Source organism: Methylovulum miyakonense HT12 (genome assembly GCF_000384075.1).
Lineage (GTDB): Bacteria > Pseudomonadota > Gammaproteobacteria > Methylococcales > Methylomonadaceae > Methylovulum > Methylovulum miyakonense.
Window position 1 is genome coordinate 4338221 of record NZ_KB913025.1, and the last position, 12264, is coordinate 4350484.

Genomic DNA, 12264 nt, shown 5'->3' on the forward strand with positions numbered 1-12264 from the left:
TTTTAAAGGCTATGTCACCGTTGATTGTTGAAAATTCCCCAAGGCGGCATTGAGCAGCCATTGGGGTGTTGGGTTATGGTGCTGCTCAAAGACCCGCCGCCAGCCGAGATAGTGCGGCAAATAGTCGGTGGCGACACCATGAAAGCGGTCTAGCCACAGCTTGAAGCGGCTGTGGTAGGCATTGACGTTCTGTATGTGGTAAGCCCCTTTGACCCGCTGGTGTTGGCTAAGGTTGACGGCTTCGTGGCTGATGCCTTCCGTCCGGCAGAACGCGCTGTAGGTGGGGTTGCCGTCACTGACCAGCAGCGCGTCCGTGGCCAGCAGCCGCTTGAGGGCTTCCGACAAACGCGTCCTGGCCAGCTGGCCGTTGCCGGTGACGAAATCCAGGGTGTGGCCGGAGCGGTCACGCGCCACCAAGATGCAGACCTGTTCGTCGGAGATGCCGCGCTTCTGGGCGCTGCCCCCACGTTTCCTGGGCTGGCGGCTTAAGTTCCGCTTGCCCTTGTCCGATTCCAGGAGATAGGTTTCATCCGCTTCGGTGATGCCTTCGAGCGCACCGGGGTAGTCCAGGCTGATACCGTCCAGGAACCGGTGCCGCCACCGGAAACTGGTGTTACGGTGGACACCCGCCTCGGCGGCGGACTCGCGCACCGTTTTCGACTCCGCCAACGCCGCCAAGTAACCCGGCCATTTGGGCTTATGGCGCAACCGCGCCAAGGGCGATCCCGTCAGGGCGTTGAAGGTTTTCCGGAAACTTTGGCAACGGTAGCGCTGCAGGCCGCTGGCGAAGCCGTACCTCGACAGCAGGATACCCGCGCAATGCGGACAAGCCGGTTTCAGCTCAAAGCGGGTTTCAACCACTTCTATGACTTCGGGCAGGTCGGTTTGACGGTCAAGTGCGGCCTTGGCCACGTTTCGCTGATGGTGGCTAAGCCCGCACAGGCTTGACAGCAATTCCTTAAAGTCTTCGGCAATCATGGGCTTGTCCTCGTCAAATGGCAGTTAACTGATCAGACAGGGCTTTGGGGGGGTGATTCCATAATTAACGGTGACATAGCCTTTTTAAACGGTATCACTTGCGCCCCGTTCTTCAAGCCGTCGAGATAGTCCGCCCATGCTTGCATCATCTTATGGCGTTCGGGCAGGTGCGCCGTGCGGTTATATGCCCGCCCGTTGGGGTCTCTCACGGCGTGGGCTAATTGATGCTCGATAAAGTCAGGGCGAAAGCCTAGCACTTCATCCAGTACCGTTCGGGCTAATGCCCGAAAGCCGTGAATGGTCATTTCTTCTTTACTGATACCCATACGCCTTAGAGCCGCCAATAACGCCATATCAGACATTGGGCGCGATCCATTGGGCGTTCTGGCACTTGGGAAGATATAACGCCCGTTTCCAGTCAGGGGCTTGAGTTCTTGCAAGATGGTAATGGCTTGGGCTGATAACGGCACAATATGCGGGGTTTGGGTTTTAGTGACCAGATACCGCCACTCTTTGGCCTCAAGGTCGATGTGTTCCCATTCGGCTTGTCTGAGTTCGCCCGGTCTGACAAACACCAAGGGCGCAAGCTGTAACGCGGATTTAACGATAAACGAACCGCTATAGCCATCAATGGCGCGTAACAGTTCGGCGGCTTGTTTGGGTTCTGTGACGGCTGAAAAATGCCCGCCCTTGAGGTCATTAATGAGCCGCGTAAATCTGGCGTTATATCCCGCTCCGTGCGCCCCGTAGCAATGGCATAACGGAATACTTGCCCGCATATTTGCAAGGCGCGGTGTGCGGTTTCTATGGCGTTTCTGGCTTCTATACGCCGTAATGCCGCCAACAGTTCGGGGGCTTTTAAGTCGGTTATAGGCTTACCGCCAAGGTATGGAAATAAATCACGCTCGAACAATCCCGTTACACGCTTTTTATGATCTGTGGATTTATCGCCCATGTTCCTTTCGTACCATTCGCGGGCGATCACTTCAAAGCTGTTTGCCGCCCTTTCGGCTTTGGATTGTTTAACGGCTTTTTTGTTTTCGTTGGGGTCGATACCATCAGCAAGTTGTTTTCTGGCATTGTCCCGATCTTCTCTGGCTTTTTTTAAACTGGTTTCTGGATATACCCCCAAAGCTAACATTTTTTCCTTACCATCAAATCGGCACTTCAATCGAAAGTATTTTGAACCGTTGGGGTTTACCAACAAAAACAAGCCCTTTTCATCAGCTAGTTTATAGGGCTTGTCCTTGGGCTTGGCATTCTTACAGGCAGGGTCTGATAGTGGCATTGGGGGTATCAAGTTTGTAAAAGTAGAATATACCCCCAAAGATACCCCCACGTTTGGGGGTATGTCAATGTATCTTGTTGCACTTCGCTGGACAATAAAAAACCCGCTAAGCCAGTCAACTTGCGGGTTAAGGCACTTCGTTGGATGCTGTTGCATCGGTGTTTGGCGTCCCAAGGCGGATTCGAACCGCCGGCCTGTCCCTTAGGAGGGGACCGCTCTATCCTGCTGAGCTATCGGGACTTAACCCCATGGGTATTTAGCGGGCATTCTACCATAAATACGTGTGATAAATTACCACTTTTTATGTCCGCATCCTGCAAATGCCGTCAATCCTGAGCCCGCCGTCAGCCTTCCCTATAGACGTGATTTTAAAAAGATCAGGGAGATTTTATGGATAAATGACTTTGGGTTTGAAATAAGCCGCGGGGTATTTAGGGTCGAATTTGTCTTCGGCGGCTTCGATTAAACCTTGATCTGCATAAATGACTTTAGGTTGGAAATTGGCGGCTGGGTATTTGGCGTCGAATTCGGGTTCTGCATCGGCGGCGGCAGTTTGGACGGCATCTTTATCTAGGTAGATGACAATGGGTTGGAAATCGGCGGCGGGGTATTTGTCGTCGGTAGCGGCTGAAGACAAGGCTGGATTGAGTGCAACCACAGCAAAAGCAAAGCCTAACAGGATGTTGTTCTTCATAGTTTATGGTTCTCCGGGAGTAATAAATTAAATCCAGCAAAGTTCCTATTTAGCAAAACTGGATAACTTTGAAGTATCGAATATTTTCCCGGAATGCGCAACCGTTTTTGCGGAAATTGACGCCTGCAAAACTTTACAATAGTCCGCTGATGTCCGGGTATCCGCTTTTAAGCTGCTGCCTAAATGCTTCAATTGCCGCCTCGTCCGTCCGTCCGTCCCGGGCAATGGGCACGGCCATTTCACGGACTACGGTCATGGGCGAGGCTGACAAAAACACCAATTTGTCTGCCAAAGCAATGGCTTCGCGCAAATCGTGGGTGACGAACAGGACACGGTGCGGGCGCCGTTGCCAAAGCTGCATCAGCAATTCCCGCACTTGCCTGGCGGTCGGCGCATCAAGCGAAACAAATGGCTCGTCCATAAGCAGCACATCCGGATTGACGGCGAAAGCGCGGATGATGGCGACGCGGCGGCTCATACCCAGCGACAGCCGTTCGGGATAAACGTGTTGGACGCTGGTCAATTGCATCATCTCCAGCAATTCGTCAACCATGCTGGCGGGTATCTGGCTATCCAACACCAATTCAATGTTTTCACGGACGGTGCGCCATGGCAGCAAGCGCGGGTTTTGGAATACGTAGCCAATTTTGGGGCTGGTGTTGGCTTTCGCGGTGAGGATCTCGCCGTCGTAATCTTGGTCGAGCCCGGCAATAATATTCAGCAACGTGGTTTTGCCGCAGCCGGAAGGGCCGACCAGACAGACGAATTCCCCTGGGTTTAAGGTTAAGGAGAAATCGACAATCGCTGGTTTGGCTACTGACCGTCCCGCCGCCAAGTAAGTTTTGTTGTTGATGAGGATGTTCACCGCCGCCACCGTTGCGCGGTTTTGTCCAGGGGTTTTAAAACCAACAGCTCGATCAGCTGCATCACCACGACAAAAGCGATGGTGTAAGCCAATATGCTGGCGACATCAAACAGCTGGAAGAACAAATGCAATTGATAACCCATGCCGTTGCTGCGGCCCAGCAGTTCAACCACCAAAATGATTTTCCAGATCAGCGCCAGCCCTGAGCGGGTCGCCGCCATAATAAAAGGGTGCAGTTGCGGCCAGATGACATGGAGCAAGGTCTTGCGTTTGCCAAAACCATAGCAACGCGCCATGTCCAGCAAGTCCTGATCTAAGGCGCGGGTGCCTTCCCTGACGGTGACGATGACATTGGGCAATTTGTTGATGACCACCGCCAATATCGCCGCCGATTCCACCAATCCTAACCAGACGTAACAGAGGATGATGGTGACGAGGGCGGGGACGTTCAGGAAGATCACTAGCCAGTTGTCAAAAAATGCATCCAGTTTCCGGCTGCGCCCCAACAGGATGCCAATCGCCGAACCCATCAGCATCGCGATGGTGAAACTTGTCACCAACCTTAGCAAGGTCACGCCCAGATGGTATGGCAGTTGCCCCGAGGCGATGGCTTGCCACAACACCCAGGCAACCGCGTACGGGGTAGGCAAGGTGTGGCTGTTGACGAACACCGCCACACCTTGCCAGATGGCGGTTAACGCCAGCAAGGATAAGGTGGGGAGAAGTTTTTGGAAACCGATCAAAATGTTTATTGGGCCCAAAAAGTGCCGGCATCGAGAGTTTCAGCCGGGCCAGTGAGCTGGCCGTTGCTTAACTGGCGCAATAAGCTGTAAATGTGTGCGGCGGCTTGTTGTTCCTTGTCGCCCCATTGGCTGACCGCGCCTTCACAATAATGCCGACGCAGGACCGCTTGCGTGGTTGCGTCTTCGGTTTGTGTCAGGGGCAAGATGCCACTCCATGCCGCATCGGAAGTGCATAATTGTGTTTTTGCTTGCGAACTGGCCGCCAAAAAATGGTTTAGCGCTTGTTTATGGGCATTTGCCCAACTTTGCTTGAAAACATAACCTAAGGCCGGCACGTTTTCAGTGATGCCCAGGCCTTTTAAAATTTCCCGGCCATCAATGATTTGACGGTAACCTTGGGCTTCCAATTTGGCGGCGAAATTCCAATACGTCAGCAAGGCGTCCACCCGTTTTTGCAGGATTTGTTCGTTCAGCAACGGCGGCGCACCGACGGTTTTTTCCACCGATGTGTTTAAATCTAAATGGTCTTTTTGCGCCAGGGCTTGCAGCAACAACCAATTTTTATCCAGCTCGCCCCCCGCTATCCCTAAACGTTTGCCGGCCAAATCTTTAATGCTGTGGATAGGGCTGCCGTTAGCCACAACCAACGCGCCAGAGGTGCTTGAGTAGGGGTAAAACGTAAAATCTGCGCCTGTAGAGCGTAATCGTGACACCCATAGCCAGTCGGATACAATCACATCCACCGCGCCGGATTGCAAAGCCACCTTCCCTGCTTCAGGATTGGCGACTTTTTGGATGGCCAATTCAAAATCGGCTTCTGGGTTTTTAGGCAGGGCCGCCAATTCCCAAGCCACTGTGCCAGTGGCTTGCACACCAATGCGGATAGTGGTTTTTTCCGTAGCGAGGGCCAGGTTGGACATGAGCCACAAAGCCATAAGAAAGCCGTTAAATTTCATAAAACCAATCGTCTTGTAGAAGTTTAAAATGTGCTATTTTAGCGTGTCTGTAAAACAGCGTGTGAGAATGTTTTTAACTTTTGTTTTTGCGTAGCGGGTTAAGGCTTATTGTAGGGTATATGCCACCTCCACTTTTCCTGCATTCATTAACCACTATTTCGGATGGTATACGCACCGAACCGCCAATTTCCTGACCCCATGAACCCACCTATCCTTTCAATTGAGCATTTAAGCGTCACTTTCAACCACGGACAGACTGTCGTTGACGACATTAGTTTTGCCGTTTACCCAGGCGAGACTTTCGCGTTGGTCGGCGAATCCGGTTCGGGCAAGTCGATTACGGCATTATCCGTATTGCGCCTGTTGCCGCCCAATGCCCAGATCAACGCCCAAGCAATTAACTTGCAAGACAGGAATCTTGCGCAATTGCCGGAAATGGAACTGTGCAAAATCCGCGGACGCCGGATTGCTTATATTTTCCAAGATCCGATGTCGGCCTTGAACCCGGTCATGACCATAGGCCAGCAAATTGCCGAAACCGTCAACTTGCATTTTTCCTTACCCGCACAGGCATTGCAGCAACGGGTGCTGGAGTTATTGCAGCAAGTCGAAATCCCCAATCCGCAGCAACGGGTCAACGATTTCCCTCACCAATTGTCCGGCGGCCAGCGGCAACGGGTGATGATCGCGATGGCCTTGGCGGGGCGGCCAGATTTATTGATTGCCGACGAACCGACGACCTCGCTGGACGTGACCATCCAAGCGCAAATCTTGGCGTTGTTGAAAAATATCCAGCAACAAACAGGCATGGCCTTGTGGCTCATTAGCCATGACCTGGCCTTGGTGTCCAGCGTCGCCGACCGGGTCGCTGTCATGCAGCAAGGCCAGATTGTTGAAACAGGTGTTACGGAGGTTTTTTTTAGCCAACCGAAACATCCCTACACGCGCAAACTACTCAACGCCCTGCCCTCCATCACCCATGTCAAAACGTCCGCCGGCACAACCGCCCCACCGTTATTGCAAGTGAAGGATTTTTGTTGTTATTACCCGATACGCAAAGGCCTGTTCCAGCGCGTGGTCGATCATGTCAAAGCTGTGGACGGGGTCAGTTTTGAGCTGCACGCTGGAAAAACCCTGGCCTTGGTCGGCGAATCCGGTTGCGGCAAAACCACCTTGGGCAAAAGTTTGTTGAACCTGTTGCCGCATAATAGCGGGCAAGTGTTTATGGATGGCGTTGCCCTGCATGAATTGAGCGGCGAAGCGTTGCGCAAACAACGCGCCGCCATGCAGATGGTGTTCCAAGACCCGTTCGCGGCGATGAACCCGCGCATGTTGATTGGCGACATCATCGCCGAAGGCATCACGGCTTTGTATCCAGAAGTCACCGGACAGGAAAGGAAAAACCGCGCCCGGCAATTGCTGCAACAAGTCGGGTTGCCGGAAGAGTCCGCGTCACGCTATCCGCATGAATTCTCCGGCGGCCAGCGGCAACGGATTTGCATAGCCCGTGCCTTGGCGGTCAATCCGCGCCTGATCGTGTGTGATGAGCCGACCAGCGCGTTGGATGTATCGGTGCAAGCGCAAATCATCGGCTTGCTGAAAACCTTGCAGCGCGAACAGGGCGTGAGTTATTTGTTCATCACCCACGATCTGGCGGTGGTGGCGGAAATCGCCGATGACGTGGCGGTGATGTATAAAGGCAAGATCATTGAACACGGCAGCGCCAAACAGGTGTTGGCCCAGCCGCAACAGGCATACACGAAGAAATTATTATCCGCCGTGCCAGTGCTGCGGGCGGCTTGAGGTTTGGGCAAAGACTTAAGGGTTTTTAGGTTTCCGTTGCATTTTAGTGGTATATCAATCGTAGGTCGGGTTAGCGTCAGCGTAACCCGACGCTTTTTGTGCTAATTACGTCGGGTTACGCTGACGCTAACCCGACCTTGTATATTAAAGGCATCTCTAAAACACAGGATTATGTAAGACAAAAAAGTTCCTGATTAGTAAGATGCTTCAGCCAAGGCCGGGCATGGTACCAAATGAAGGCGTATACTCAGTTCCACATTCACCAAGAGGGCTGAGTCATGGCAATGAACCGTATCCAATTCCAAGCAGGGCTGTCGATGCCCGATTTTATCAGTCAGTTTGGCAGCGAAAGCCAATGTGAGGCCGTGCTGGAAAAAACCCGCTGGCCTGATGGCTTTGTGTGCCCTTGCTGTGCCGGGAAGTTGCACAGTGTGTTCAAGGTGGGCGCGCACAACACCTTCCAATGCAAGGCCTGCCGGCACCAGACCTCCCTGATTGCAGGCACGCTATTTCAAGGCACCAAGCTGCCGCTAACGGTATGGTTTCTGGCGATTTACCTGATCAGCCAAGCCAAGACCGGACTGTCCTCGTTGGCCTTGAAACGGCAGCTCGGGGTCAGTTACCCGACGGCGTGGTCGATCCAGCACAAGCTCATGGTGGCCATGTCGGAGCGCGACGGCGACTATAAGCTGGACGGCAAAGTCGACATCGACGACGCCTATCTGGGGGGCGAGCGTAGCGGCGGCAAGGCGGGGCGCGGGTCTGAGAACAAAGTGCCTTTTGTGGAGGCCTTGTCGTTCGATGGGGAGAGCCACCCGTTCCACCTGAAGCTCACCACCGTCCCGGGCTTCACCAGCAAGGCCATTGCCGACTGGGCGAGGGCAAACCTGGTTCCCGGTTGCGCGGTCTGTTCCGACGGCCTGGCCTGCTTCGCAGCGGTGACCGAAGCGGGTTGCCAACACCAGGCGATCATCGTCGGCGGGCGCAAACCCAAGGAGATGCTTGAGTTCACTTGGCTCAATACGGTGCTGGGGAACCTCAAAACCAGCCTGGGCGGTGCTTACCATGCCTTCGGCTTCGCCAAGTACGCCCCGCGCTATCTGGGGGCGTTCGCCTACCGTTTCAACCGCCGCTTCCAGCTCGACCAGCTGCCCCAGCGTCTGCTGGTGGCGGCCATCGCCGTTGGGCCGCGTCCTGTGCGTTGGTTACGCTCAGCTGAAGCATCTTGCTAATCAGGAAAAAGTTTATAGTGACAACTGATTTTCTGGGGAAGCCGCCCCGACCTTAAGCCTTGAGCTTGTTCGTAGAGAGGCTCCCCACCCTCGTCATCCATGCCGTGGAGTATCTGAGGCCTGTAAGCGTAAGCTTCTGAGCCTGCATTCACAAGGACGGCAGATGAAGTGCCAGGGTTGGGAAACCAGTTATCATCATAACAAAATGAATGGGGGAGATGAAAAATGAATCATGTGGGAATTGATGTCAGCAGCAAAGAACTGGCCGTTGTGGTCAGTGTAAAAGGCAAGGCCCGCAGTGCCAAAACTTTTGAAAATACGGCATCCGGACATCAAGCCATTATTGGCATGCTGTCAAAACTGAAAGGCGGATCAAGGGCTTGCATTGAAGCGACGGGTATTTATCATTTTGATTTGGCGGTCGCCCTCAGTCGTGCCGAAGGCATTGAGGTCATGGTTATCAACCCAAAGGTGGCCCATAACTTTGCCAAGGTGTTGATGAAACGCAGCAAAACCGATGCGGTTGATGCCGGAACCTTGGCGGTTTATTGTGAAAGGATGTCTTTTGAAGCGTGGCAACGCCCCGCTGACGGGCACCTTGCCTTACGGGCGGTTTCGAGAAGAATAACCGCCTTAACCAAGCTGAAGACGCAAACTAAAAACCAGCTGCATGCGTTAAAAGCCACCGGGGGGACGCCGGATTTAGTGATCGGGCACACCGACGCCTTGATTGAAGTCTTGGAGAAGCAAATTCAAGCCCACCGCGACAGTGCGCTTGAACTTATCGCAGGGCATGACGGGTTAGCAACCGCTTTTGCGTTAATCACGGGCATCAAGGGCATTGCACAGGCGAGCGCCGTCCAACTACTGGGCGAATTGATGATATTGCCCCAGGACATGACGGCAAAACAATGGGTCGCCTATGCAGGCTTAGACCCACGGCACTTTGAATCGGGCAGTAGCGTGTCGAAAAAGCCGCGTATCAGCAAGGCGGGCAATAAATTTATCCGTCAGGCACTGTATATGCCAGCTCTGGTGGCAACGCGCTATGAGCCGAATATCAAAGGCTATTACGCCCATTTGGTTGAAGACAATGGCTTGAAGAAGATTCAAGCGGTCTGTGCTGTAATGCGCAAGCTATTACATGCCATCCATGGCATGTTGAAAGCTAAAAAAGAATTTGACGGGACTCGTTTTTACACGCGACCTGCTCAAGCAACTTCATAATAATTTTTATGATTTTTTGCAAAATGGGCTTGTGTTTTAAGAGTATCTACGAATTCGTAACACATTGTTTTAGCTACATAAACCCTCAACTTAATGGCAGTGCTGGCCTTCCCAGCGGAAAACCTAACCCTTCCCCCGCGTCCTGGCCCTAGCCTTAGGCAACTTGTCCTTAGAAGTTTCCAGGGATTCAAAACGCTTTTCAATAAACTGGATAATCAAATCGGCAATGTCTTTGCCGCTAGCGGCCTCAATGCCCCTTAATCCGGGCGAGGAATTGACTTCCATAATGACCGGGCCGTGGTTGGAGCGGAGCATATCGACCCCGCATACATTCAGGCCCATGATTTTGGCGGCGCGTATTGCGGTCGAACGCTCTTCGGGGGTCAAACGCACCAGTTCAGCTGAACCGCCACGGTGCAAGTTGGAACGGAATTCACCATCAGCCCCCTGGCGTTTCATGGCGGCGACGACTTTATCGCCCACGACAAAACACCGGATATCGCTGCCGCCCGCTTCCTTGATGAACTCCTGTACCATGATGTTGGCCTTTAAGCCCATAAAAGCCTGGATGACACTTTCAGCAGCGTTATGGGTTTCGGCAAGCACCACGCCTATGCCTTGGGTGCCTTCAAGCAACTTAATCACCAAAGGCGCGCCGCCCACTTGGGCGATCAAGTCGGCGATGTCATCGGGATTGTTGGCAAAACCCGTGACGGGCAAGCCAATGCCTTTTCTGGCCAGCAACTGCGTGGAGCGCAGTTTGTCGCGGGAGCGGGAAATGGCGACGGATTCGTTTAAGGGCATGACATTCATCATCTCAAACTGCCTTAACACTGCCGTGCCGTAAAACGTGACGGACGCGCCGATACGCGGGATGACCGCATCAAACCCGGTCAAATCTTCACCGCGGTAATGGATGGACGGGTTGTGTGAGGTGATGTTCATATAGCAACGCAAAACATCTAAAACCCTGACTTGATGTCCCCGCGCTTCGGCAGCTTCAACGAGTCGGGATGTTGAATACAGTTTAGTGTTACGCGATAAAACGGCAATTTTCATAACTTCTCAAGTGGAGGGGAGGGTAAAATGGCGCATATTCTGTCATGAATCAGGGTAACAAGCATCAGAAATAACGGTGATGGGCTTGGCTTTTCCCGCCTGGGCTTGGCACGGATCGGCAACGGGGCATTAAACCCCATTTCCGTTAAAATAACATTTCACGCTCCATTTTTTCAGGATAACTTAGGCAATGGATATTTCTGTACTCGCCGGTGCTGACATAACCACACCGGCGATGGTGTTGGACAAGGCACAACTCCTCAGCAACTTGCAATCTTTGGGCCGTTTGCGCCAGCAAAGCGGCTGCAAAGCCTTATACTCGATCAAATCACTGCCATTCACCCCCGTGCTGGCGGCGGCAAAACCCTATATTGACGGCTTTTCGGTCAGCTCGTTGTTTGAGGCCAAACTGGCGAATGAGATTTTGGCGAACGCAGGCAGCCTGCATTTGACCACGCCAGGAATCAGGCCGGATGAAGTGGCTGAACTGTCGGGGCTATGTTCGCATATCAGCCTTAATTCCTTATCGCAACACCAACGTTTTGCCCCGCTCATTGGGGCGCAGACATCCATAGGCTTGCGCGTCAACCCGAAGCTGTCATTTGTGCAAGACCCCCGTTACGACCCCTGTCGGCAGCATTCAAAACTGGGCGTCGATATTGATGCCTTATGGCAATCGTCGGCTATCGGCCATGTCCAGGGTTTACATATCCACACTAATTTTTCAGGCTCCGATTACGGCCCTTTGGTCAAAACCGTACAAAAACTGACGCTCTATTTGCGTGACAAACTAGGCAAATTGCGTTGGCTGAACTTGGGTGGCGGCTATCTATATTGCCAAATTAACGGGCAACAAGCGTTTATTGAACAAGTCCGGTCCTTAAAAGACACGTTTGGTTTGGACGTTTATATTGAACCGGGCAAATCCGTGCTGGAAAACACCACGCATTTGGTGGCGTCCGTGATTGACCTGTTTGTTAGCGACGGCAAGACGGTCGCCATCCTTGACACCTCGGTCAACCATCAACCTGAAGTCTTTGAATACCAATTCCATCCCGAAATTGTCGGGCAAACGGCACACGGGCAACACCAGGCGATACTGGCCGGTTCAACGTGCCTGGCGGGTGATTTGTTCGGCGAATACCATTTTGACCAGCCCTTGCAATTGGGCGACAAAATCGTTTTTAAAAATGTGGGCGCTTACAGCCTGGTCAAAGCCAGCCGTTTTAACGGTTACAATTTGCCGGACATTTATCAGTATGATGAAAACGGCTTGGAAAAGCTCAAACACTATACCTACCAGGACTATCGCCAGCAGTGGGCTATTGATTGAAAACATAAAGGATACAGGGAGCTTTATTGCTTGGCATCCCCAGCGTTTAAGCCTTACGTTGTCCTGTTGAAAAACAATAATTACGT

11 protein-coding genes, 1 tRNA gene and 1 pseudogene are annotated in these 12264 nt (G+C 52.7%); 4 read left to right on the forward strand and 9 right to left on the reverse strand.

Annotation, left to right across the window (positions count from 1 at the left end; all coding sequences use genetic code 11):
- Positions 1-9 precede the first annotated feature (9 nt).
- The 8 genes and pseudogenes from METMI_RS0121215 to METMI_RS0121245 all read right to left on the reverse strand — a co-directional run bounded on the left by METMI_RS0121215 (position 10) and on the right by METMI_RS0121245 (position 5524).
- Positions 10-978 (reverse strand): IS1595 family transposase, encoded by a 969-nt coding sequence (locus tag METMI_RS0121215; protein ID WP_019868309.1) that lies wholly within the window; start codon positions 976-978, stop codon positions 10-12.
- Positions 979-1010: 32 nt separating this feature from the next.
- Positions 1011-1757 (reverse strand): tyrosine-type recombinase/integrase, encoded by a 747-nt coding sequence (locus METMI_RS28050; protein WP_232215269.1) that lies wholly within the window; start codon positions 1755-1757, stop codon positions 1011-1013.
- Positions 1745-2422, reverse strand: a pseudogene (locus METMI_RS28355) (tyrosine-type recombinase/integrase); the annotation flags it as partial. The pseudogene METMI_RS28355 and the gene METMI_RS28050, both read right to left, overlap by 13 nt.
- 7 nt (positions 2423-2429) lie before the next feature.
- A tRNA-Arg gene (locus METMI_RS0121225) sits at positions 2430-2506 on the reverse strand.
- A gap of 148 nt (positions 2507-2654) precedes the next feature.
- A complete protein-coding gene (locus METMI_RS0121230; protein ID WP_019868310.1) occupies positions 2655-2960 on the reverse strand; it encodes a hypothetical protein in 306 nt (101 codons plus the stop codon).
- Between the two features lie 133 nt (positions 2961-3093).
- A complete protein-coding gene (locus METMI_RS0121235; RefSeq protein ID WP_019868311.1) occupies positions 3094-3834 on the reverse strand; it encodes an ABC transporter ATP-binding protein in 741 nt (246 codons plus the stop codon).
- Positions 3822-4586 carry an ABC transporter permease gene (locus METMI_RS0121240; RefSeq protein WP_019868312.1) on the reverse strand — a complete coding sequence of 255 codons (765 nt, stop codon included), beginning with the start codon at positions 4584-4586 and terminating at the stop codon, positions 3822-3824. Before METMI_RS0121240 ends, METMI_RS0121235 begins: the two co-directional genes overlap by 13 nt.
- A complete protein-coding gene (locus tag METMI_RS0121245; RefSeq protein ID WP_019868313.1) occupies positions 4574-5524 on the reverse strand; it encodes an ABC transporter substrate-binding protein in 951 nt (316 codons plus the stop codon). The genes METMI_RS0121240 and METMI_RS0121245 overlap by 13 nt, the downstream gene beginning before the upstream one ends.
- A 198-nt stretch (positions 5525-5722) precedes the next feature.
- Between METMI_RS0121245 and METMI_RS0121250 the strand changes: the two genes are divergently transcribed.
- From METMI_RS0121250 to METMI_RS0121260, 3 genes are all read left to right on the forward strand, one after another.
- Entirely contained in the window at positions 5723-7327 is a 1605-nt protein-coding gene (locus tag METMI_RS0121250) for an ABC transporter ATP-binding protein (protein ID WP_019868314.1), read from the forward strand.
- Positions 7328-7605: 278 nt separating this feature from the next.
- A complete protein-coding gene (locus tag METMI_RS0121255) occupies positions 7606-8559 on the forward strand; it encodes an IS1595 family transposase (protein WP_019868315.1) in 954 nt (317 codons plus the stop codon).
- Between the two features lie 225 nt (positions 8560-8784).
- Positions 8785-9786, forward strand: coding sequence for an IS110 family RNA-guided transposase (locus METMI_RS0121260; protein WP_019868316.1), 1002 nt, complete (start codon positions 8785-8787; stop codon positions 9784-9786).
- Positions 9787-9909: 123 nt separating this feature from the next.
- Here the strand turns inward: METMI_RS0121260 and rimK are convergent, their stop codons facing one another.
- The gene (rimK, locus tag METMI_RS0121265; protein ID WP_019868317.1) at positions 9910-10845 is read right to left on the reverse strand and encodes a 30S ribosomal protein S6--L-glutamate ligase; all 936 of its coding nucleotides are present in this window, start codon (positions 10843-10845) and stop codon (positions 9910-9912) included.
- A 190-nt stretch (positions 10846-11035) separates the two neighbouring features.
- Between rimK and METMI_RS0121270 the strand changes: the two genes are divergently transcribed.
- Positions 11036-12178, forward strand: coding sequence for a type III PLP-dependent enzyme domain-containing protein (locus tag METMI_RS0121270; RefSeq protein WP_019868318.1), 1143 nt, complete (start codon positions 11036-11038; stop codon positions 12176-12178).
- The last annotated feature ends 86 nt before the right edge of the window (positions 12179-12264 follow it).

What these genes read in the sequence shown, in the direction of transcription:
- METMI_RS0121260 (WP_019868316.1), top strand. Translation starts at nt 8,785, where the DNA reads ATGAATCATGTGGGAATTGATGTCAGCAGCAAAGAACTGGCCGTTGTG.
- rimK (WP_019868317.1), bottom strand. Translation starts at nt 10,845, where the DNA reads ATGAAAATTGCCGTTTTATCGCGTAACACTAAACTGTATTCAACATCC.
- METMI_RS0121245 (WP_019868313.1), bottom strand. Translation starts at nt 5,524, where the DNA reads ATGAAATTTAACGGCTTTCTTATGGCTTTGTGGCTCATGTCCAACCTG.
- METMI_RS0121230 (WP_019868310.1), bottom strand. Translation starts at nt 2,960, where the DNA reads ATGAAGAACAACATCCTGTTAGGCTTTGCTTTTGCTGTGGTTGCACTC.
- METMI_RS0121270 (WP_019868318.1), top strand. Translation starts at nt 11,036, where the DNA reads ATGGATATTTCTGTACTCGCCGGTGCTGACATAACCACACCGGCGATG.
- METMI_RS0121250 (WP_019868314.1), top strand. Translation starts at nt 5,723, where the DNA reads ATGAACCCACCTATCCTTTCAATTGAGCATTTAAGCGTCACTTTCAAC.
- METMI_RS28050 (WP_232215269.1), bottom strand. Translation starts at nt 1,757, where the DNA reads ATGCGGGCAAGTATTCCGTTATGCCATTGCTACGGGGCGCACGGAGCG.
- METMI_RS0121215 (WP_019868309.1), bottom strand. Translation starts at nt 978, where the DNA reads ATGATTGCCGAAGACTTTAAGGAATTGCTGTCAAGCCTGTGCGGGCTT.
- METMI_RS0121255 (WP_019868315.1), top strand. Translation starts at nt 7,606, where the DNA reads ATGGCAATGAACCGTATCCAATTCCAAGCAGGGCTGTCGATGCCCGAT.